Origin of the sequence: Arsukibacterium sp. (assembly GCF_041616895.1) — a bacterium.
In the GTDB taxonomy this organism is placed as follows: Bacteria; Pseudomonadota; Gammaproteobacteria; order Enterobacterales; family Alteromonadaceae; genus Alishewanella.
Genome location: NZ_JBFJPY010000059.1, coordinates 1 through 21,700 on the forward strand (window position 1 = coordinate 1; position 21,700 = coordinate 21,700).

The following is a 21,700-nucleotide window of genomic DNA, read 5'->3' on the forward strand; positions in this document are numbered from 1 at the left end:
CGCTACCTGGACGACAACAGCTGTGATCCACTGGAGCTGGCACCCGCCAGCAGCGGTTGTGCCGGCATGTTGCAAGGTATCCGCCAGGGTCAGCTTTTTTGCGCCAATCCGCCAGGCACCGCATTGCTCGAATCCGGAGCGTTACTACCTTTTATGGCAGACGCTTGCCAGTTTCTGCTGGATGAACCATTGCAACTGGCCAGTGTGAGTGCCCTATGGTGTGGTGATAGCGACGCGTTAAACCGATTACAACAGCAACCCGAACACTATTGTATTGAGCATATTGCCAGTGACCGGCAATTTATTTTGCACCAGTTAAATGATGAAGAACTTGCTTCCTGCTGGCAGCAGGTTAAACAACAACCTCAGGCATATATTGCCAGACAGATACTACCGTTAAGTCAGCTGCCCTGTCGCACGATCACTGGCAGCTCAGAGCTGCAAGCTGGCGCGTTACGCCTGTTTAGTCTGCTCGACCATCAGCATAATATTTCAGTACTGCCGGGCGCTCTTGGCCGCACAGCCCGTGATCCGTTAATCTTGCAAACCGAGCTGTTACAAGGGTTTAATCAACAATTTAATGCTAAGGATGTCTGGGTGCTGGCAGAAAAAGCTCATAGTAGCAGCTTATTGCACAGTGCCCGCAACACCATTACGTTATCGCGCCAGGCGGGTCTATTATCCAGCAGAGTGGCGGATCATTTATTCTGGCTTGGTCGTTATAACGAGCGACTAAATCTGATTTGCCGGGCGTTACGCGCAGCGTTACCGCTGCTAAGTGGTGATGATCCGGCGCAGGGCCAACACGATGCCAGAGCCTTATTGCAGTTTTGTCTGCAGGCCAATGGGGCGGAACCCAACCCACAAGCCAGCGTTGAGTTACTGCTGGAACCGTTATTTTCTGGCAACAACCCGCAAGGGCTGGTCGCGGTGCTGAAAAACCTGTTATTTAATGCCCAATCTGTCCGGGAATACTTCGGTGAGGATACCTGGTATGTGCTAGACCGGCTGCAAAGTGCCGTATACAGCTGGCCGGTTCAGCCTGACTGGCAGCAACCGGCATTGTTGCTGCGCACCCTCGATGAAATTATTCTATTGCAAACGGCAATTTACGGTATTAACAGCGAAACTATGACCCGCAGCGACAGTTTACGCTTTATAGATCTGGGCCAGCACCTGGAGCGAGCACTGCAAACCTGCGGTTTATTGCATTCTGTGTTCTGTCAAACCACCGCCTCGGCAAGTTTACTCGAAGCACTGCTGCGCATGGCAGATACCCTGTTAACGTACCGCCGGCGTTATCATAGTGCGCTGCACCCGGTACCGATTATCGATCTGCTGTTACTCGATGACAGCACACCGCGCTCGGTGGGCTATCAATGTACGGTTTTATTACATCAGATTAAAAAGTTACCGCCTCAACAATTGTCGGCAGGTAACGGTCTGTTGCAGGGCAATGAAAGTCAGTTGGCAAGCGAGCTGTTGGCCTTGCTGCAACAAACCGATCCGCAGCAGCTGTTTGATCAATTGCAACAACCTGCCCTCGAGCTGAGCCACCTGCTATTACAACTGCAACTGCGGCTTCGCCAGTTATCAGACTCGATTACCTTATCGTATTTCAGCCATATCGATACCCACAACCAATGGCAGCGTTTCTGATATGAAATATAACCTGCGTCACCTTACTCAATACAGCTATCCGCAGCCGGTAGCCAACAGTTATAACGTGGCATGCCTTACACCCCGTCAGCTACCTTATCAACACGTTGAGCAAACCCAGGTTGATGTTGAGCCTTACCCCTCTGAAGTGCAGCAAAGAACCGATTATTTTGGCAACACTCAGCATTTCATTCATTTGCAAAGCCCCCATCTGCAACTTGCAGTAACAGCAAACAGTATTGTCAGAGTGCTGCGTCGGGACAATATACTGAAAATTCAGGATGGTGCCAGTCAGGAGCAGTTACAGCAGCATTTGGCCAGCGCACGCGATAGCGCGACATTGCAGGCAAAACTATGCAGTAATGCCAGTCAGCTGATCCCGCTATTGCCAGAAGCCAGAGCATTAATGAGCCCCCTGCTTGGCCACAATCAGAATGTATTACAGCTGGCCCAGGCCATCAATCAGCTGATTTTCAAAGAATTTCAATATGATCCCGAGTTCAGTACCGTAGTAACGCCGCTAAGCGAAGTGATAAGGCACAAGCGCGGGGTATGTCAGGACTTTGCGCAGCTGGCAATAGCGTGCATGCGCAGTGTGGGTATTCCGGCACGTTATGTCAGTGGTTATCTGGAAACCCGCCCGCCAGAGGGCCAACCCCGCTTAGTGGGTGCTGATGCTTCTCATGCCTGGTTTGCGGTATTTGACCCGACACTGGGCTGGATAGATTTTGACCCGACCAATAACCTGCTGGCCGATGAGCAACACCTTACCGTCGCCTTTGGCCGGGATTATGCCGATGTAGTGCCATTAAAAGGCTTGCTGCAGGGCAGTGGTGAGCACACCCTTACCGTTGCGGTTGACGTTGCCCCAATGGAGTAAAAAAATACAACAACTGGGTTTAACGTTGCTGATGATTTGCCGCAACACTATTAAGCCAGCGATAGCCCAGCCAGGCAGCGGCTAACAGATAAGGCAAGCCACCCGGTACCCACATCAGCAATCCCGCCAGTTGCTGATCTGCCAACTGATGCGTCGGATAGTACAACAGGCTGTCGGCAAAGGTCAGTATGGCACCGAGAAAACCGGTCTGCATCAACGTAAACAGCAACGCCAGCAGCGCCCAGCTACGATTACGCTCGTTACAATTAAGAATTGCCCACCACAGCATCGCAGCACTAATAATAAAGCACATATGCTCGACCAGATGCCACCAGGGATGCTCCAGTGCTAATACGTAAAACCGAGGGGTATGCCAGAACCAGACCATAGCAGCATGCAGGTATGCCAGGCTTAACGGATAGCCGGCTATTTTCAGCAAGCGCTGCCACAGCGCTCTGCCCCAGCTGCCGGTAGCAGCAAACTGCGCTAACGGCCGGCTAAGCGCCCACATTGGCGGAATAACTACCATAAACAACATATGCTGCACCATATGGGCACTGGCGCTGGTTTCTGCCCACTCGTCCAGCGGACCAATCACAGCAAAAGCACATAGCAACACACTGCTATGGAACAACAGCGCCTGCCATAACGATGGCGAGCGCAGCAGCGAGCCAACACTGTACAGCAGCCAGAACACGCCCAGCATAACCACTGCCAGCAAAGCAGCCCAATAGGTAGCGCCATCACTTTGTAGCGGATTATGTGCCTGCAGCGGCCAGCTGAAGCAGCAGAGCAACAGCCCCGCTATTTTTGATTTTGAACCTCGTAAGAAATTCAGGCGCATGGCGCCAATACCAGCACCGGCAAACCACCCGCAGCGGTCGCCACTGCCGCAGCCAGATACAATACGGTACTGACGTAACCGATAAAGCGCGGCGCACCGCTGCTTCCCTTACGCTGATGCTGCGCAGCACAATAATAGCCATTGCGCCACGCCAGGACTACCAACAACAGTATTACCAAGACACTAAAGGCTGCTAAACCGATATTAAGCCAGCTAACACCACGTTGCAGCGCTGGCGACGGAGCCAACTGGCACACTACCGCCAATCCGGCATACATAGCAACAAACCAGAGGCTCCAGATGATCAGGCCAATTATAAGCTGAGCCGGGTGACCCGGGCTAAACCAGCGCAATATTGTCATAGCACCGCTCCCCAGCCCAGCGGCAGTAAAAAGAACAACGCAACGCTAAGCCAATACACTGCGAGATAATAAAACCATAACGGCTTTATTACCTGTGGCTCGTATGGCAAAGCTGCACTGACATAGCCGTGGCCGACTCTTAGTGCCTGTAATCCGGTTAAGATTACCGTTAACGCAGCATGACCAAGCAAGTACAGCAGAATAACCATCAGCACAGCATCATGGGCGCTACCGGTGTAATTCAGTGGTACATCAATAAACAGCAGTAGTAAGATCAGCACGTGCAACAAACCAAAAGCAGCGCTTAACCACAACTTTTGCTGTAACCGGTTGTCATCTTTTTCTGCCAGGCGCTGGCATAGGTTATGAAATAACCAACCGCCGATGCAGGCCGGTGAGCCACAGGCTAGCAGCCACCAGACAGATAACGGTCCCGCAGCCGGTGCTGCCCACTGCGGGGCAGCGGTCCATAAATAAAACCAGCCAAATAGCAGCGACATATACAAAGCGCCATTGGCCAGGAGGGTAACAATCATGCCCCAACGCCCGGGGCCATCAAGCGTTTGCACTTCCAGCGGTAACGCATTGGCCTCTGGTGCCGATAGCTGTGCCGCTTTCGGGTGTCCGCCGTTCTCCCATCCCCAGCAAAGCAGCACAATAACGGCGATGCCAAACGCCACTAAAGCCAATTCATACCAGCGGCACAGCAAACTAATACACACTACGGCCAGGATCAGTGCACTGGCTAAAGGCCACCAGGAGTTCCCCGGTAACTGCAATATCTTTTGTGGCTGAGCGCTGATGGCAGAGGTGCCATAAGTTTCCCGTTTACCCCGACTGGTATCCGTCAGGCCTTCTTCGGCAGCTGCAATCCGCTTGGCAAGTTTTGGGTTTTGCCACAGCGGCTCGCGACTATCTACCTCGGGTAAGCTGACAAAATTATACTGAGCCGGTGGCATTGCTAACGCCCATTCCAGTGTATCGGCCTGCCAGGGGTTGGCATCAGCACGCTTGCCAAACCAAAAGTGCAGTAATAAATCCAGCAGCACCAACGCCACACCGATAGCCATAATAAAACCGCCAATGGATGACAGCAGATTTAAACCATCCCAGCCAAGGCCGGCCTCATAAGTGTAAACTCGCCGCGGCATACCCAGTAAGCCGGTCAGATGCATCAGTAAAAAGGTAGTATTAAAACCAGTGAAGGTCAGCCAGAAACCCCAGCGGCCAATGAGTGCTGATGGCATACGTCCCGAAACTAAGGGCAACCAGTAATACAAACCAGCGATAAGCGGAAAAAACATGCCACCTACCAGCACATAATGCATATGCGCTACCACAAAATGGGTATCATGCACTTGCCAGTTAAAGGGCACCAGCGCGAGCATTACCCCGGTCAGGCCACCACAGACAAATATCACCAGAAATCCACTGATCCACAACATGGGCAGCCGGAATACCACCTTGCCACGCCACAAGGTTGCCGGCCAGGCAAAGACCTGGATTGCCGTAGGTATTGCCACCAGCATGCTGGCGATAGAAAAAAAGGCCTGTGCCAGTTGCGGAATACCCACCGTGAACATATGGTGCACCCATAGGCCAAAACTGATAAAACCGGTCAGGATCACCGCAATGACTATCCAGCGATAACCCACTATTGGCCGGCCGCTGAACACAGGGATTAAGGTTGAAACAATGCCGGCTGCTGGCAGAAAAATAATGTAAACCTCAGGATGACCGAATAACCAGAACAAGTGCTGCCACAGTAAGGGATCACCACCAGCAGCGACGGTGAAAAACGGCATACTGGCAGCTCGCTCCAGCTCTAACAGAATACTGGCTAGAATAAGTGGCGGAAAGCCAAATACAATCATTAACGCCATCACCAAAATATACCAGCAAAATAGCGGCATCCGGCTTAAGGTCATGCCACGGGCCCGGCTGCATAAAATAGAAACGGTCAGCTCAATACCGGCCGACATCGCTGAAATTTCAACAAAGGTGATACCCAGTAGCCAGAAATCTGAGCCGGGTCCGGGCGCAAATTCACTGCTGCTAAGCGGCGTATACATAAACCAGCCTGAAGCCGGTGCTATGCCAAGTAACAAACTGGACAGTATAATAATGCCGCCAAATAAATAGCAGTAATATCCCAGCGCACTAAGCCTTGGAAACACCAAATCGCGGGCACCAATCATTTTGGGGATCAGATAAATCGCCAAACCTTCCAGTACTGGAATGGCAAACAAAAACATCATGACGGTACCGTGCATACTAAACAGCTGGCTGTAAGTTTCAGCAGAAACCAGTTGCTGCTCTGGCAGAGCCAGTTGACTGCGCAGCAACATGGCCAGCACACCACCTACCAGGAAAAAGAACAGACCGGTAACCATAAAACGTAAACCAATGGTACCGTGATTTACCGCCGCTAAACTGCCCCATCCTGGCAAGTTTGCCCAGATCTGGTGTAACCGACGGCCAATCTCCTGTGCCGATGCGCCTGATGTATTGTCAGTCATCGCGGGTTAACTCCTGTAAAGGTGGTTGCGCCACTTTTTGCGAGCCCCGGGCCTGCTGCTGTAGCCACAGCTCAAAATCGGGCTGGCTATGGGCGATAACTGTAAATTGCATATGGGCATGACCGACACCACAATACTCGGCGCACTGGCCACGAAATATCCCTGACTCCGAGGCTTCAATTCGCAGCACATTAGTGCGCCCAGGCAGTAAATCCAATTTTACGGCCAGCCTTGGCACCCAAAATGAGTGAATAACATCGGCACTGGTTAGCATCAAATGTACCGGCGTTTCAACCGGTATATGTAACACATCGATCATCTGAAACTCGTGCTCAGGATAAGCAACCTGCCAATACCACTGATGCCCGGTCACCTTAATCTGCAGGGCATTTTCATCAGGCTGCGGTATCATCCGCTGCCCTACCGGCAAACCGGCAACCAGCAAAATGGCAATAGTAACCGCCGGTAATACAATACCGCCCCAGATAATCCAGCTGCTGGTTGTACCGACTGGCTGTTTATCTGTTTGGCGTTTTATCGCGTAATGCCAAAGCGCAATCAGCGCCAGCAACACGACTGCAGCGAAAAAAAACATACCCCACCACAGCAGTGCCACTTCCTGAGCAGCCGGGCCTTTCGGGTCAAGACTTGAAAATGGCCCGCTACAGCCGCTGAGACATAGCAGCAGGATAGCTGGCCAGAACACTGCTACACTTTGCCGCAAGAGTGTTAGCCGTTTTGTGGTTACTGCTGTTGTTACGTTTTTTGGAGCTAAAATATGTCGATGGACCCCATTAACAGTCAAATTAAAATTTTTGGCCATCCTATTCATCCCGGTCTTATTCATTTCCCGGTTGCAGCACTGCTTGGCCTGATTGCCTCTGATCTGGCATTTGTATTCAGTGCCGATCCGTTCTGGGCCCGCGCCAGTCTGTGGCTGGCTGGCGTAGGTGCTATCGGAGGCTGGCTGGCCAGTTGCGCCGGCATGATGGATTTGCTGATTGTCACTCAGATCCGACGGCTGATAAGTGGCTGGTGCCATGCCATGCTGGCGGTGATGTTGCTGTCGCTGGCAACCTTTAACTGGATTTTGCGCCTGCCAGATCCAGCAGCGCACATTATGCCAAAAGGCCTGTACCTGTCGCTGCTTAGTGGTCTGCTGATTATTGCCACTGGTTATCTTGGTGGCAGGCTGGTCTACGAATATGCGGTTGGGGTTAATATTGACGATATGCTGGAGGAGGATGCCAGCAACTAACCTCGCCAGTCTCCTTGCCTTAATAACCATAACAGCTATATAAACCATGGCAACTGCGCTTGCTGCGGTTTTAACAACACCAGCACCACAATACTGAAGATCAACAACAATACCAGCAGCAATAAAGCAGTACATTTGCCGCTGATATTGCTACTTTCCGGCCGTTTACGATAAAGAATAAGCAAACCAGCGGTGACATGGCAGGCAACCAGAGCGGTTACCAGCGTTAACTTTAACAGCAACCAGCTGTCGAAACACTGCTGTACCGCAAATATCAATGTGCCGGATACGATACTAAATAGACCTGCCGGACTGGCCAGCCGGGTAAACCAGATCCGTTCCAGCGAATCTCCGTTACCCGCCACTTGCGGCCAGTTTGGTGCCTTACGCGCTAGCAGTATTAATAAAATACACAGCGCCGCGGTCCAGATCACCAGACTGGCGATATGTAAAAACAACAACCACACCATTAAATGATTCCGTTAGACACAGAAAACCCCACAATCCATTACAACATGCTAAATACATGAGTAATTTATTCAACAGCATTAACTGTAGCAGACATTTTCAGGTGCGTGATATCTGGTGAGATAAGGGCAATACAAAACAAAGTTAAGCCAGTAACCCACCAAGGTTACTGGCTTAGTTTGATTATTCTGGCAGTACCGTTGTGGCTGTAGTGTTGATAGTAAACACTGTGCAATACAGTACCGGTAAAAATAACAATGTCAGTAACGTGGCAAAGCCCAACCCAAACATGATTACCACCGCCAGACTGGCAAAAAACACATCCCCCAGCAACGGGATCATTCCCAGAATTGTGGTAATGGCAGCCATTGCTACAGGCCTTACCCTGCTGACCGCACTGTCAAAAACAGCATCAAACGCCGCCTTGCCCTCAGAGAGCTCCAGCTTAATTTGTTCGACCAGTACAATGCAGTTTTTAATCAGCATGCCGGATAAGCTTAAAAAACCGAGCAAGGCGATAAACCCAAAAGGCGCACCTAACAGCAGCAAACCAAAACTGACGCCGATAATAGCCAACGGTACACAAGCCCAAATCACCAGAGCACTGCGCAGAGAATTAAACAACAGCACGGTCACCACAAACATCATCAGATAACCGAGCGGTAATGAACTAAATAACGCTTTTTGGGCTTTTTGTTGTGCTTCATATTCTCCGCCCCAGCTAAGAAAATAGCCGGTTGGCAGTTCGATGGCTTCGATATCTGCTTTGACTCTCTCTTGCAGGGCCGAGGCAGTGTCATCCGACAAGTTGTCGTTATCCGCCATCACCGTGATTGTTCGCTTACGGTCGCGTCGCTGAATTTGGGCGTCTTCCCATACCAGATCGAAGCCCGTTACCACCTGGGTGATTGGTACATAGCGTTGCAATTTATTGCTGTATACCTGCAAATCATACAAGGCATCCAGATTATCGCGCTCGGCCAGCGGCGAGCGGGCAACTATAGGCAGCAAATGCGTGCCATCACGATAAATGCCAACAGTACGCCCTGACATACTGGTCAGCAATACCTCATCAATATCCTGCTTGCTAATCCCGGCCCGGCGGGCCATGGCTTCGTTAAAACGAGGCCGGATCACTTTTGCCCGTTCCCGCCAGTTATCCCGCACACTAACCGCCCGGCCATCGGCGTTTAGTATCGTTTTTGCCTGCTCTGCCAGGCTACGTAACACGTCAGGATCGGCGCCACTGAAACGGGCTTCAATTTTTGCCGGCGTCGATGGTCCGACTTCCAGGCGCAGTAACTTATACTGCAACCTTGGCAGTTGCTCTGTAATGTAGTGCCGGGTTTGCTGCATTAACGGTGGTAACTGCTCACGTTCATCCGCCCGGACAATCAACTGACTATATGCAGCAAAGTTTTTCTCTGGCTGATACGTTAGCATAAAGCGCTCTGCCCCACGGCCACTGGTACTGGTCACATGGCTGACGCCATCGAGCGTGCTCAGATAATTCATCAGCTGCACCGCATCCTCACTGGCATGACGAATATCAGTACCTTCAGGCTGCCACAAATCGACCATAAAAATTGGCGTATTAGACGGTGGGAAAAACACCTGTTTAACGTTACCAAAACCAATTACTGCAGCCACCAGCAATACCGCCGTGACAAGATAAGTAACCAGCCGGTAGCGCAGGGCTAATAGTAACGTTTTGCGATATACATTAAATACCACCCCTTGATAAAGCGGCTCTGGTGAGTCATTTTCGGCCTGAACTTTATCTTTAAACAGAATGCTGGCAAAAAAGGGCGTAAGCGTTATTGCAGTGATCCAGCTTAATAACAACGACACCAGTAACACCCAGAAAAGACTACCGGCAAATTCCCCGGTTGCATCACTGGATAAACCAATCGGTGCAAATGCTGCAATGGCAATCACCGTAGCACCAAGTAGCGGCCACTGCGTTTGTTTAACAATTAAACTTGCCGCATCAGCCAGTTTAAGCCGGCGCTGCATACCAATTAAAATACCTTCGGTAATGACAATGGCATTATCAACCAGCATCCCCAGCGCAATAATTAGGGCACCAAGCGACACCCGCTGCAGCTCAATATTCATTTGCTGCATAAAGATAAAGGTGCCGAGCACCGTTAACAGTAAAATGACTCCGATCAGAATACCGCTGCGTAACCCCATAAATAGTAGCAATACCAGAATGACAATTGCCACGGCAGCGGCGAGATTTACAATAAAACCGCTTACCGAGCTGGCGACTTCTTCTGGCTGATTATAGATTGTGTTTAAAGTAATCCCGACAGGCCTGTTGTACTCCAACTGCGCCAGACGTTGCTTAACCTGACTGCCCGCCTCGACCACATTGACGCCGGCAGCAAATGCCACACCGAGAGTCAGGGCGTTTTCACCGTTAAAGCGGATAAGCTGTTGAGGAATTTCGGCGTTTTCGCGGTACACCCGGGCTACATCGCCCAGATAGATCAGTTCTTTTGAATCCGGGCTGGAAATAATCAGGCTTTCAAGCTCTGCCACCGATTCAAACTCACCGGTGGGATAAATTCGCAGTCGATCCGGCCCGACTTTAATAGAACCGGCGTTAGCAACCATGTTCTGGCTTTGCAGCAACGCTGACAACGTTTGCGGTGCAATGCCAAGCGCTGTTAATCGTGGCCGGGAAATCTCAACAATAACCTGTTCCTGCTGCACCCCGCCGACCGCCACTTTACCGACACTGGGTACCAGCACCAGCTCCCGACGCAGAAAATCAACATAGTCCCGCAGCTCATCCGCATGGTAGCCATCACCGCTTATTGCGAACAGAATGCCGTAAACGTCGCCGAAATCATCCTTAACCTGGGGGCTTTTCACCCCTGGAGGCAGTTGCGGTTGTAAATCATTGACTTTGTGTCGCAGCTCATCCCAGATCTGCTTCAGCTCCTTCGCCCGATAGGTATCTTTCATCTCTACCATTAGTTGCGATAAGCCGGCTGATGATACCGAACTGACATGATGAACATAAGGTAGCTGCTGGATGGCATTTTCCAGCGGATAGCTGACTTCCTCTTCGACCTGCACCGGCGATGCACCCGGATACTGGGTAATGATTAATGCTTGTTTTAAGGTGAATTGTGGATCTTCCAGCCGGCCCAGCCCCAGATAAGACACGATGCCACCAAACAATAATATGGCAGCAAATAACCAGGACGAGGTGCGATACCGGATAAAATAGCGGGCGATATCCATCCTTACAGCCCCCGCTCACGCACCCAGGGTCTGACCTGCTGTCCTTCATTAAGATGCTGGACTCCTGCACTGACGATTTGCTCACCGGCACTCAGTCCTGAAGTTATTGCGGCACCGGCACTGGTTAAGCTGCTGACCGTCACCTGTCGCCGTGACACCTGGCCGTCTGCCGGGTTATAAACCCAGACAAAACTCTGCTGGCTACTGAGGGCGGCATCATCTGGCATAAAAATAGCACTGGCGGGAATAAATAACGCATCGACATAGGCTGCATTGATTTTACTGACTTCGGCAATCACATTTGCTGTCATGCCGGATAACACGTTAAATTCAGTTGGCGTGGCCATGCTAAAGACCACTTTAAAGCTATTGGTAGCGGGATCAGCCCGGGTATCCCATTCCCGGATCTGCGCCCGGTAACGGTACATAGGGTGCGAATCAAAAACCACCTCCGGCTGATAGTCAAAATCTTTGCGCACATTGGAAATAACATCTTCCGGCACCTGAATGACCACATCCACCTGATCCCGTACCTGCAACTCCATAATAGGTTGCTGAGCAGCGATATTTTCATGATTTTCAACCAGCAAGCGGGAAATAATACCGGCAAAAGGAGCCTGTAACCCGGTGTAACTCAGTGCCGTCTCTGCGGCGGATAAATCGGCCTGCGCCACCTGCAACTGCGCTTTAGCTTCATCAAATACCGCCTGGGAGACCAGTTTCTCGGCAATAAGTTGTTCAGCGCGGGCAAACTGAGTCTGGGCAAGTTCATAGCGGGCCCTGGCCTGATCTAATTTTAACTTAAAATCGGTATCATCCAGCTGGGCCAGCAATTCGCCCTGTTGCACTTGCTGACCAGGTCTGGCCATTAGCTCGACTAATTTACCACTTACCCTAAAGGTTAAATTTGCCCTTACGGTAGGCTCTACGATCGCAGGAAACTGCCGCACTGCTGCGCCTGAATCACTGCCGACCTGATGAAGTTTCACCGGTCTTATCAACGGCTCAGTTATTGCTGGAGCCGGTTCACCGCATCCCGATAAGATCAACCCTGAACAGACCAGAAATAATAATGGTGTTAAACGCTGCATAGTAAACATCCTGTAATCTGTTAGGGCACATCTGACCAGTATCGGTTATTAAACATCAAAATCAGCCACGTGACAGCCATTTTTTTAGCTCTGGTTTAAATTTCCAGTAAGGCCTGCTTTAACTGATGTAATTCATCACGCAGCGCAGCTGCCTGCTCAAATTCCAGATCTTTGGCATGCTGCATCATTTTTTGCTCAAGTTGTTTTATTTGTGCCTGCAGCTGATAAGGCGTTTTACCTTTAATCAGCTTAACCTGCTCAGCCACTTTTCGAAGCGCCGTTGGCGCCGTCGGTGCCTGGCCTAAATCCATCACATCTGAAATGCGTTTACGAATGGCTGTCGGCTCGATACCCTGCTTAAGGTTATGAGCGATTTGCTTGGCGCGACGTCGCTCAGTTTCATCTATCGCCCGCTGCATCGAGCCGGTGATCCGATCGGCATATAAAATCGCTTTGCCTTTGAGGTTACGCGCAGCGCGGCCCATGGTCTGGATCAGTGAGCGGTCGGAACGCAGAAAACCTTCTTTATCCGCATCCAGAATGGCTACCAAGGACACTTCCGGGATATCCAGCCCCTCCCGCAGTAAGTTAATACCGACCAGCACATCAAAAACTCCCAGTCGCAGATCTCGAATGATTTCCATCCGCTCTACCGTATCAATATCTGAATGCAGATAACGCACCCGGATTTGATGGTCATTAAGGTACTCAGTCAAATCCTCCGCCATCTTTTTGGTCAGGGTAGTCACCAGAACACGCTCTCCCAGCTCTGCCCGGGCCAGTGCTTCTGACATTAAATCGTCAACCTGAGTGGCGACCGGCCGTATTTCTATCACCGGATCGACTAATCCGGTGGGTCGGACCACCTGCTCGATGACTTCACCACCTGATTTTTCCAGCTCATATTTTGCCGGGGTCGCGGATACATAAATGCGCTGCGGCGCAATAGCTTCAAATTCTTCAAACTTTAACGGTCGATTATCCAGCGCCGAGGGTAACCTGAAACCATAATTAACCAGATTTTCCTTACGCGACCGATCTCCCTTATACATGGCGCCAATTTGTGACACCGTAACGTGCGACTCATCTATAAACATCAGGCCGTCAGAGGGAAAGTACTCGAGTAAGGTTGGCGGTGGCTCCCCATTGCCACGGCCCGATAAATAACGGGAATAGTTTTCTATACCCGAGCAATAGCCGAGCTCGACCATCATTTCAATATCGAACTGAGTGCGCTGGGCAATACGCTGTTCTTCCAGCAATTTATTATTGCTAAGCAGATCGGCCCGGCGCGAAGCCAGCTCGGTTTTAATATTTTCTACCGCAGCCAGAATTTTCTCCCGCGGCGTAACATAGTGAGTTTTTGGATAAATAGTATAGCGGGTTACCACCTGCTCTACGGCGCCGGTTAACGGGTCGAATATACTAATCCGTTCAATTTCTTCATCAAACAGTTCAACCCGTACCGCCAATTCATCAGACTCCGCCGGGAAAATATCAATCACATCGCCTCGCACCCGATAGGTGGCGCGCTGAAATTCGATATCGTTGCGGCTGTATTGCAGTTCAGCCAGCCGGCGCAAAATAAAGCGCTGGTCGACGATGTCGCCCACTTTTAAATGCAGCAACATTTTCATATACGACTCAGGATCGCCCAGACCATAAATTGCAGACACGGAGGCGATAATCACCACATCACGGCGTTCCATCAGTGCTTTGGTAGCAGACAGGCGCATTTGCTCGATGTGTTCGTTAATAGAGGCGTCTTTTTCAATAAAGGTGTCTGTTGAGGGAACATAAGCCTCAGGTTGGTAGTAGTCATAGTACGACACGAAATACTCTACCGAATTATTAGGGAAAAACTCCTTCATCTCGCCATACAATTGGGCGGCAAGGGTTTTGTTATGTGCCATGATGAGGGTGGGCCGATTCACCCGGGCAATGACATTAGCCATAGTAAAGGTTTTGCCCGAGCCGGTTACCCCCAGTAAGGTCTGGTGAGCCAGTCCGGCCTCGAGGCCGTCAACCAGCTTAACAATCGCTTCTGGCTGATCACCCGCGGGCTGGTAATCTGATATCAACTCAAATGCTCGGGTCATACAGACTCCTTTAATTTAAATAAACTGACCCGGTTAAACCAGTTATAGGCAATGGCCGCAGTAAAAACATTAGCAACAACACAACCGGCAAACACGCCGACCACGCCAAATAATTTACCACCGGCCCAGGCCAGTGGCACATAAAACACAAATAAGCGGACTAAACTCAGCCATAGCGCATTAACCGGCAAATGCAGGGCATTAAAAGAAGAGTTAGTCAGGATGGTGATGCCCTGTAACCCATAAGCCAAAGGCACTATCCATAAAAACCAGCGAATATAGCGGGCGACGTCTGCATCTTCAGTAAACATCGCGGCAATGGGCCAGGCCAGCAGCGCCAGCAACACATAGACCGCAAATTGCCAGCGAAGAATAAAAAATGTGCTTAGCTGATACGCCTGCTGTACGCGCTGTAACTTACCGGCCCCGAAGTTCTGACTGATAAAAGGGGGTAAAGTCATCGATAGTGCCAGCACCACCAGAGACGCCAGACTTTCCAGCCTGATGCCAACCCCGAATGCGGCGACGGCAGCCGCGCCGTAACTTGCCATAATCGCGGTTAAAATAGCCATTGCCAGCGGCGTAAGCATATTAGCCCCTGCTGCGGGCATGCCAATTCTGAGGATCTTACGATAGATGGGAATGGCTAATTTAAACGGTTGCCATAGTGCAACCAACAAGCCGCGCTTAAACAACAACCAGATAATAAGGCCGCAGCCCAGAGCCCATGACATTACTGACGCTAACGCTGCACCTTGCATGCCCATCGCTGGAACAGGACCGATGCCGAAAATAAAAATCGGATCCAGTATGGCATTAACAATGCCGCCGCTGGCCATAATTAAGCTCGGTGTCTTGGTATCCCCCGATGCTCTGAGGACAGCATTACCGACCATGGGCATCACCAGCAATACCGCGCCGGCAAACCAGATCAGCATATAATCCTGAATGTAGCCCAAGGTAGAGGCTTCAGCGCCAAGCAAGCTGAACATCGGTTTAATCAGTGCCATGCCAAGGATGCTAAGCGCAAATACTAAATAAGTAGCAAGCCACAAGGCAGCCAGAGAATCGGCTTGCGCTTCTTTATTGTGGCCAGCGCCCAGGGCTTTGGCAATAATTGCGGAAGTACCAATGCTCAGACCAATAGCCAGGCTTATTACTGTAAAAGTAACCGGAAAGGTAAAACTGATTGCGGCAAGCGGTGTAGTACCCAGCATACTGATAAAAAAAGTGTCGACCAGATTAAAGGTCATCAGGGTTAACATGCCCGCGAGGACCGGCATGGTCATCTTTCGCAGTGTCGTCCCGATATTGCCCTGTAAAATCTGATTGGCTGGCGGCGCCTGGTTACTCATACATCCGGCCTGCTGGAAAAGAAGTCGCTATTGTAGTGAAAAGCACTGCCCCATACCATGGTAAAGCCTTAAAAAGCGTGGCATTAGTAAAAACACAGCCTGATAAACACTACCGTGCGACAAATAGTTCACAATTCACGCCCTGCTTAATTTATGCCACTTTGGATAATTTAACGGGAAATGCCTAACCGCAGCAATATTTTTAAATCATTGTTTTATATGATTATTATTTTTTTCACTTTGCTGCTTGACCCCCTTGTAAGGCCCACAATATAAGGCTTAATCACGCTAAATACAGAGTAACACACAGACTTATCCACAACTTCTGTGGGTAACTTTGATAAAGTCTGTATTAATCAGCTCTGGCAGCGATTGCGGTACGATTATTTCTTTTCTGTCTGCTAATTTGCCTGCTAAAAAAATGCTGGCAAGCTGACTTACCACCCTCTAAAAAAACGTCATTTGTTTAAACAATACGCAAGTAAACCAGACTAAGACAAATCTGCGCAGCAAAGTGTTGACAGTACCAGGAGCTGGCATTAGTATTGCGCCCCGTTGAATGCTGTTCCCCAATAGCTCAGCTGGTTAGAGCGGCGGACTGTTAATCCGTAGGTCGTTGGTTCGAGTCCAACTTGGGGAGCCAATAGCATTAACAATTGTAATACTTTTCCCCAATAGCTCAGCTGGTTAGAGCGGCGGACTGTTAATCCGTAGGTCGTTGGTTCGAGTCCAACTTGGGGAGCCAACCACTGCAATTATTTTTGTTACCCTTCCCCAATAGCTCAGCTGGTTAGAGCGGCGGACTGTTAATCCGTAGGTCGTTGGTTCGAGTCCAACTTGGGGAGCCACTACAGACATTTAAGCTGTTTTTCCTGCTATCCGTCGTTATTTATTCCTTTCTAGGTATTTTTTTGATTTAATTAGCTTTCTATTCCTTTTAGCTACACTATATTAAGCGTTAGACAAGGAAGCAAATTATGTTTGGTGGTCAGGGCTTATGAAGATATTTAAAACCTTATTAGTGGCACAGTTATTAACAGCAATATTGCTTGCAGCGTTATCTGTCGCAGCACTTGTGGTATACACCCAGCAACTCATTGAGATACGTGAACGGAATGCACGTAACACCATAGAACAAATTTTGACTCATCACCTCTCGGGTGACGCTAAAGTACTTAGCAGACAGTTAGATCGAAGCTTCGAGTTATTAAGTCTGCGGATAAGCCAGCTTGATGGCACCGTATTACATGAGCAAAATAACGCCCGACGTCCTGCCACAGTCGCGATGTGGGCACTGCAAACTGCAGGCAGCCAGTTTAGACCGGTGCTGGTGCGCAGCGACGAACATGATATTCAGGTAAACTACCAGCTAAACCATCAGCCTCTGCTGGCTCCGTTACAAAAACTGGGCTTAGTAGTATTGCTGGCCCCTTTTGTCTTAGGCTGGCTTACGATATTCCTGACTAAAAGCAGCATCAACCGCAGTTACCGCAAAACATCACAGGCGGTTAATCAGATTATTGACGGCTTTATCGATAATCCACAAAAAGCAGAACCCAACTGGAATAAAATTCCACCAGAATTTTCAGATATTAACGTGGCATTGCAAAAGCTGGCTAATTACAGCAAAAAGCAATACAGCGAGATGACGAACGCCGCGTATGAGATAGCGGAAGAAGCGTATAAAGATCCGGTAACCGAATTGCCAAACCGCAACCGTTTTGTCCAGTATTATGAAGATCACTGCAAAGTATCTAAGGAAACTGACTTTGGTGTATTTGCCATTACCCGCTGCACCGAATTACAGAGCCTGAATCAGACCCGCGGTTATCAGGAAGGCGATCAATACATTAAAGATGTTGCCAATATTGTGCGCAAAGTTGCCGATGCCTACAAAGATGCCCGTTTGTTCCGGTTAAACAGCTCAGACTTTGGTATTTTGCTACCGCGGATCACGCCCAAAGAAGCCGAAAACTTTGCCCTGCAATTGCAAAGCCGGTTTAACGAATACCAGAAAAACGCAGAGCTGGATTCTATTGCCTACACCGGACTGGTGACTTATGAAAGTGGTAAAGCGTTAGGTGAGCTGCTGGCGGTTGCTGATACGTCAATTTCTCTGGCACAAACCAAACAAACTAATGCCTGGCACTTACAGAAAGATTCGGCTGGACTGGAAATGGCCAGTAGCGGCTACGGTAATCAAAACTGGCGTAACGTTATTGAGGATGTGTTAAACAATAACCGGATAACATTACTTGCCCAGCTGATCCAACCGTCAAACCGCTCAGCAAAAGCGTACTCTGAAATCCTGGTGCGTTTTAAGACTCAGGAAAACCAGGTACTGCCAACCGCTTCTTTTTTAGCCATGGCGGAAAAGCTGGATAAAATTATTGCGGTTGACCGGCTGATTATTGAAACAGCCCTGACCACCATTAAAAATCGCAACTTACAAGATCAGTATTTCGGATTGAATCTGTCACCACGATGCGTCCATGACGATCAATTCGTGATCTGGCTGGAACGGCGCTTATTAAAAGATGCCCACATTGCCGCGAAGCTGATATTTGAAGTATCCGAATTTGGCTTGCAGCAAAACCTGAAAACCAGCAAACGCTTTATCGATATGATTCACCGTGCAGGTGCCCGGATTACGGTCGAGAAATTTGGGGTAGGTATTACCTCATTTAAATTTTTCCGTGACTTAAAACCTGACTTTGTCAAAATGGATGGCAGTTATACCCGACATATTGATGAAGATAAAAACAATCAGTACTTTATGCGCCTGATGATCGATCTGGCTCACCGGATTGGCGTAGGTGTATTTGCAGAAAGTGTCGAGACTCAGGAAGAGAAACATATGCTGGAGTCTTTGTTTATTGATGGTAACCAGGGTTACTACGTTGGAAAGCCAGCGCCATTTTAAGATCTATCTGCAACTGGCAGTTAGGCGCTATGAGCCTGCCTGACTGCCAGAAAAACCTGACAGCGCGGTGAAACGGCGCAATACCCCTACTGTTTGTTAGGTTGTAACCACTTTGACATCATTGCATAATACTCCCCTGTTGTCTGTTTAAGCCCAAGTACCTAAGTCCGACTATGACCGAATTTTTGTTACTACTAATCAGTACGGTGTTAGTGAATAACTTCGTGTTAGTGAAGTTTCTTGGCCTGTGCCCTTTTATGGGCGTATCATCGAAGCTGGAAACGGCTATTGGTATGGCGCTGGCAACAACCTTCGTGCTGACTCTGGCGTCTATTTGCAGTTATCTTGTGGACAGTTTTCTGTTAGCGCCGTTCGACTTGCTTTATTTGCGTACGTTAAGCTTTATTCTGGTCATTGCGGTTGTGGTGCAGTTCACTGAAATGGTGGTGCATAAAACCAGCCCTACCCTGTACCGCCTGCTAGGAATTTTTTTACCGCTAATCACCACCAACTGCGCCGTGCTGGGTGTCGCCTTACTAAATGTGAATGAGCGGCATAACTTTATAAACTCGGTTGTTTACGGTTTTGGCGCTGCTGCGGGCTTTTCCCTGGTATTAATCTTGTTTGCTGCGATGCGCGAACGCCTCGCGGCTGCTGATGTTCCTGTGCCTTTTCGGGGCGCAGCAATAGCGATGATCACCGCCGGCTTAATGTCGCTGGCCTTTATGGGGTTCACCGGCTTGGTGAAAGTCTGATGAGTTTATTAACCGCATTACTGATATTAGGTGGATTAGCCCTGATTTTTGGCGGGGTATTGGGGTTTGCCGCCGTTCGCTTTAAAGTCCAGAGCGACCCGCTGGTAGAGCAAATTGATGATATTTTGCCACAAACGCAGTGTGGCCAATGTGGTTATCCGGGGTGTCGGCCTTATGCACAAGCCATAGCTAACGGCGATGACATTAATAAATGCCCACCAGGCGGCGACAGCACCATTCGTAAACTGGCCGATTTAATGGGTGTTGATGCTAAACCGCTAAATGCGGCCCAGACCGTTGCCATAAAGCGAGTGGCTTACATCCGGGAAGATGAATGTATTGGCTGTACCAAATGCATTCAGGCCTGCCCGGTTGACGCTATTGTTGGTGCCTCAAAGCTCATGCATACCGTTATCGCAGATGAATGTACGGGCTGTGATTTATGCGTTGAACCATGCCCGGTGGACTGCATCGATATGTTACCCGTAACTCCAACACCAGAACGTTGGAAATGGGATCTCAACGCTATTCCAGTCATCCAGGTGGAGTAACAGGTGCCGAGTTTATATCAGCAAATTCAAGCCGGGAAATTATGGGACTTTCATGGTGGTGTTCATCCACCAACCCGCAAAGCGCAAACGGCCCAAAAACCTATCGCCGTAATGCCATTGCCTGATCGGCTGTACATTACCCTGCGCCAGCATATTGGCGTTGCCGGTAATGTGTTGGTCAGTGTCGGCCAGCGCGTATTAAAAGGCCAGGCATTGACCAGTGCCGATAACTCTATGGCCGTGCCGGTTCATGCCCCGACGTCAGGTACCATCCTTGCCATTGGCGAGCATACCAGTGCTCACCCTTCTGCATTGCCGGAAAACACCATCACCCTGATGCCGGATGGGCTGGAGGAGTGGCGGGAGCAGTATCCGCTAAGCCTTGCTACCAGCGATAGCAGTAGTTTACTGGAACGGATCCAACAAAGCGGCATAGCCGGAATGGGCGGCGCAGGTTTTCCTGCTCATTTAAAAGCAGGCCTTACTCAGCCGGTCGACTACCTGATTATTAACGCGGTTGAGTGTGAGCCCTATATCAGCGCTGACGATGCGTTAATACAGGAAGGTGCCATTACCATCGTCAAAGGCATCGATATTTTATGTAAGTTATTAAGCCCCAAGGCAGTACTTATTGGTATTGAAGACGATAAGCCCATTGCCAGTGCCGCCTTAAAAGCAGCCTGTAGCCAGCGCGAGCACTACTATGTTCGGGATATTCCGACGAAATATCCATCGGGCGGCGAGAAGCAGCTTATTCAGCTGCTAACGAATAAAGAGGTCCCCGCCGGCCGCCGGCCAATCGACATTGGTATCGTCATGCTGAACGTGGGTACCGCCTTTGCCATCGCCCAGGCGGTATTAGACGACCATCCGTTGTTATCACGGGTGGTCACGGTAACCGGTGAGACCCTGAGCCAACCACAAAATGTACTGGCCTTAATTGGTACACCGGTTAGCGACTTGCTCAACTTTTGTGGTTATCAGCAGCAACACCAGTACAAAGTGATTATGGGAGGCCCCATGATGGGGTTTACCCTACCCGATCTGGCCGTCCCAATAACAAAAACCACGAACTGTATATTGGCACCCAGTCAGCATGAATTACCGCCGGCGGCAAAAGAGCAAGACTGCATTCGCTGTAGTGCCTGTGCCGATGTCTGCCCAGCCAGTTTATTACCGCAACAGTTGCTGTGGTACAGCAAGGCTAAAGACCCGGCAAAACTGGATGAGTACAACTTATTTGACTGCATCGAATGCGGTGCCTGTGCTTATGTCTGCCCTAGTGAAATTCCGTTGGTCCAATATTACCGGGTAGCGAAAGCAGAGATCCGTGAGCAACAACGCGAATCGGTGAAAGCCGAACAAGCTAAAGCGCGGTTTGAAGCACGCAATGCCAGACTGGAGCGGGAAAAACAGGAACGAATGGCCCGTAACCAACGATTAGCACAGGCCAGGGAGCAAGCGCAGCAAAGTGGCGGCAACAATAATGCGGTGGCAGCAGCCCTTGCCCGGATAAAAGCTAAACAAACTGAGCAAAGCGCTGTACCAGCAGATCGCGAACAGATACTGGCCGAGCGGGAAGCAAAAAAACAACAGGCCCGGGCTTATCAGGCAAAAAAAGCAGAGAACAAACCCCACACAGCGTCTGAGCCTGCACCGTTAGAGCAGCACGATGTAA

16 protein-coding genes and 3 tRNA genes are annotated in these 21,700 nt (G+C 49.8%); 10 read left to right on the plus strand and 9 right to left on the minus strand.

The annotated features are described in order from the left end of the window. Both ABY802_RS10895 and ABY802_RS10900 read left to right on the plus strand, forming a co-directional pair. A partial coding sequence (locus ABY802_RS10895) for an alpha-E domain-containing protein (protein WP_372627059.1) occupies nucleotides 1–1,659 on the plus strand: 1,659 nt, incomplete at its 5' end. A gap of 1 nt (nucleotide 1,660) precedes the next feature. After that, nucleotides 1,661–2,539, plus strand: coding sequence for a transglutaminase domain-containing protein (locus ABY802_RS10900; RefSeq protein ID WP_372627060.1), 879 nt, complete (start codon nucleotides 1,661–1,663; stop codon nucleotides 2,537–2,539). A 19-nt stretch (nucleotides 2,540–2,558) separates the two neighbouring features. Here ABY802_RS10900 and ABY802_RS10905 read toward each other — a convergent pair whose 3' ends face one another. Genes ABY802_RS10905 through coxB form a run of 4 tightly spaced genes read right to left on the minus strand, consistent with a single transcriptional unit; the run spans nucleotide 2,559 to nucleotide 6,988 of the window. Continuing rightward, on the minus strand, nucleotides 2,559–3,383 hold the full coding sequence (locus tag ABY802_RS10905; RefSeq protein ID WP_372627061.1) for a cytochrome c oxidase assembly protein: 825 nt from the start codon (nucleotides 3,381–3,383) through the stop codon (nucleotides 2,559–2,561). Continuing rightward, nucleotides 3,374–3,745 (minus strand): hypothetical protein, encoded by a 372-nt coding sequence (locus tag ABY802_RS10910; RefSeq protein WP_372627062.1) that lies wholly within the window; start codon nucleotides 3,743–3,745, stop codon nucleotides 3,374–3,376. Before ABY802_RS10910 ends, ABY802_RS10905 begins: the two co-directional genes overlap by 10 nt. Then, a complete protein-coding gene (gene ctaD, locus ABY802_RS10915; RefSeq protein ID WP_372627063.1) occupies nucleotides 3,742–6,264 on the minus strand; it encodes a cytochrome c oxidase subunit I in 2,523 nt (840 codons plus the stop codon). Before ctaD ends, ABY802_RS10910 begins: the two co-directional genes overlap by 4 nt. Further along, a complete protein-coding gene (gene coxB, locus ABY802_RS10920) occupies nucleotides 6,257–6,988 on the minus strand; it encodes a cytochrome c oxidase subunit II (protein WP_372627064.1) in 732 nt (243 codons plus the stop codon). Before coxB ends, ctaD begins: the two co-directional genes overlap by 8 nt. Nucleotides 6,989–7,042: 54 nt before the next feature. Between coxB and ABY802_RS10925 the strand changes: the two genes are divergently transcribed. Beyond that, complete coding sequence (locus ABY802_RS10925; protein WP_372627065.1) at nucleotides 7,043–7,522, plus strand: DUF2231 domain-containing protein; 480 nt, start codon at nucleotides 7,043–7,045, stop codon at nucleotides 7,520–7,522. Between the two features lie 35 nt (nucleotides 7,523–7,557). Here the strand turns inward: ABY802_RS10925 and ABY802_RS10930 are convergent, their stop codons facing one another. The 5 genes from ABY802_RS10930 to ABY802_RS10950 all read right to left on the minus strand — a co-directional run bounded on the left by ABY802_RS10930 (nucleotide 7,558) and on the right by ABY802_RS10950 (nucleotide 15,793). Further along, nucleotides 7,558–7,992: a CopD family protein gene (locus tag ABY802_RS10930; protein ID WP_372627066.1), complete on the minus strand. Its 435-nt coding sequence runs from the start codon at nucleotides 7,990–7,992 to the stop codon at nucleotides 7,558–7,560. 181 nt (nucleotides 7,993–8,173) lie between these two features. Continuing rightward, a complete protein-coding gene (locus ABY802_RS10935) occupies nucleotides 8,174–11,248 on the minus strand; it encodes an efflux RND transporter permease subunit (RefSeq protein WP_372627067.1) in 3,075 nt (1,024 codons plus the stop codon). Nucleotides 11,249–11,250: 2 nt separating this feature from the next. Then, the gene (locus ABY802_RS10940) at nucleotides 11,251–12,339 is read right to left on the minus strand and encodes an efflux RND transporter periplasmic adaptor subunit (protein ID WP_372627068.1); all 1,089 of its coding nucleotides are present in this window, start codon (nucleotides 12,337–12,339) and stop codon (nucleotides 11,251–11,253) included. A gap of 95 nt (nucleotides 12,340–12,434) precedes the next feature. Then, the gene (gene uvrB, locus ABY802_RS10945; RefSeq protein ID WP_372627069.1) at nucleotides 12,435–14,438 is read right to left on the minus strand and encodes an excinuclease ABC subunit UvrB; all 2,004 of its coding nucleotides are present in this window, start codon (nucleotides 14,436–14,438) and stop codon (nucleotides 12,435–12,437) included. Then, nucleotides 14,435–15,793, minus strand: a complete 1,359-nt coding sequence (locus ABY802_RS10950; protein ID WP_372627070.1) for an MATE family efflux transporter — start codon at nucleotides 15,791–15,793, stop codon at nucleotides 14,435–14,437. Before ABY802_RS10950 ends, uvrB begins: the two co-directional genes overlap by 4 nt. Before the next feature lie 566 nt (nucleotides 15,794–16,359). Here ABY802_RS10950 and ABY802_RS10955 point away from each other — a divergent pair. The 7 genes from ABY802_RS10955 to rsxC all read left to right on the plus strand — a co-directional run. Further along, nucleotides 16,360–16,436 (plus strand) — tRNA-Asn (locus tag ABY802_RS10955). A gap of 25 nt (nucleotides 16,437–16,461) precedes the next feature. Further along, nucleotides 16,462–16,538 (plus strand) — tRNA-Asn (locus ABY802_RS10960). A gap of 26 nt (nucleotides 16,539–16,564) precedes the next feature. Then, nucleotides 16,565–16,641, plus strand: a tRNA-Asn gene (locus ABY802_RS10965). 149 nt (nucleotides 16,642–16,790) lie between these two features. After that, the gene (locus ABY802_RS10970; RefSeq protein ID WP_372627071.1) at nucleotides 16,791–18,716 is read left to right on the plus strand and encodes an EAL domain-containing protein; all 1,926 of its coding nucleotides are present in this window, start codon (nucleotides 16,791–16,793) and stop codon (nucleotides 18,714–18,716) included. Between the two features lie 173 nt (nucleotides 18,717–18,889). Continuing rightward, nucleotides 18,890–19,471, plus strand: a complete 582-nt coding sequence (rsxA, locus tag ABY802_RS10975) for an electron transport complex subunit RsxA (protein WP_290610733.1) — start codon at nucleotides 18,890–18,892, stop codon at nucleotides 19,469–19,471. Next, nucleotides 19,471–20,022 carry an electron transport complex subunit RsxB gene (gene rsxB, locus ABY802_RS10980; RefSeq protein ID WP_372627072.1) on the plus strand — a complete coding sequence of 184 codons (552 nt, stop codon included), beginning with the start codon at nucleotides 19,471–19,473 and terminating at the stop codon, nucleotides 20,020–20,022. Before rsxA ends, rsxB begins: the two co-directional genes overlap by 1 nt. A gap of 3 nt (nucleotides 20,023–20,025) precedes the next feature. Then, nucleotides 20,026–21,700 (plus strand): electron transport complex subunit RsxC (rsxC, locus tag ABY802_RS10985; RefSeq protein WP_372627073.1); only part of this gene is annotated, 1,675 nt, incomplete at its 3' end.

Coding starts and splice junctions, on each gene's coding strand:
- ABY802_RS10900 (WP_372627060.1), top strand. CDS start 1,661: ATGAAATATAACCTGCGTCACCTTACTCAATACAGCTATCCGCAGCCG.
- ABY802_RS10905 (WP_372627061.1), bottom strand. CDS start 3,383: ATGCGCCTGAATTTCTTACGAGGTTCAAAATCAAAAATAGCGGGGCTG.
- ABY802_RS10910 (WP_372627062.1), bottom strand. CDS start 3,745: ATGACAATATTGCGCTGGTTTAGCCCGGGTCACCCGGCTCAGCTTATA.
- ctaD (WP_372627063.1), bottom strand. CDS start 6,264: ATGACTGACAATACATCAGGCGCATCGGCACAGGAGATTGGCCGTCGG.
- ABY802_RS10925 (WP_372627065.1), top strand. CDS start 7,043: ATGTCGATGGACCCCATTAACAGTCAAATTAAAATTTTTGGCCATCCT.
- ABY802_RS10930 (WP_372627066.1), bottom strand. CDS start 7,992: ATGGTGTGGTTGTTGTTTTTACATATCGCCAGTCTGGTGATCTGGACC.
- ABY802_RS10935 (WP_372627067.1), bottom strand. CDS start 11,248: ATGGATATCGCCCGCTATTTTATCCGGTATCGCACCTCGTCCTGGTTA.
- ABY802_RS10940 (WP_372627068.1), bottom strand. CDS start 12,339: ATGCAGCGTTTAACACCATTATTATTTCTGGTCTGTTCAGGGTTGATC.
- uvrB (WP_372627069.1), bottom strand. CDS start 14,438: ATGACCCGAGCATTTGAGTTGATATCAGATTACCAGCCCGCGGGTGAT.
- ABY802_RS10950 (WP_372627070.1), bottom strand. CDS start 15,793: ATGAGTAACCAGGCGCCGCCAGCCAATCAGATTTTACAGGGCAATATC.
- ABY802_RS10970 (WP_372627071.1), top strand. CDS start 16,791: ATGAAGATATTTAAAACCTTATTAGTGGCACAGTTATTAACAGCAATA.
- rsxA (WP_290610733.1), top strand. CDS start 18,890: ATGACCGAATTTTTGTTACTACTAATCAGTACGGTGTTAGTGAATAAC.
- rsxB (WP_372627072.1), top strand. CDS start 19,471: ATGAGTTTATTAACCGCATTACTGATATTAGGTGGATTAGCCCTGATT.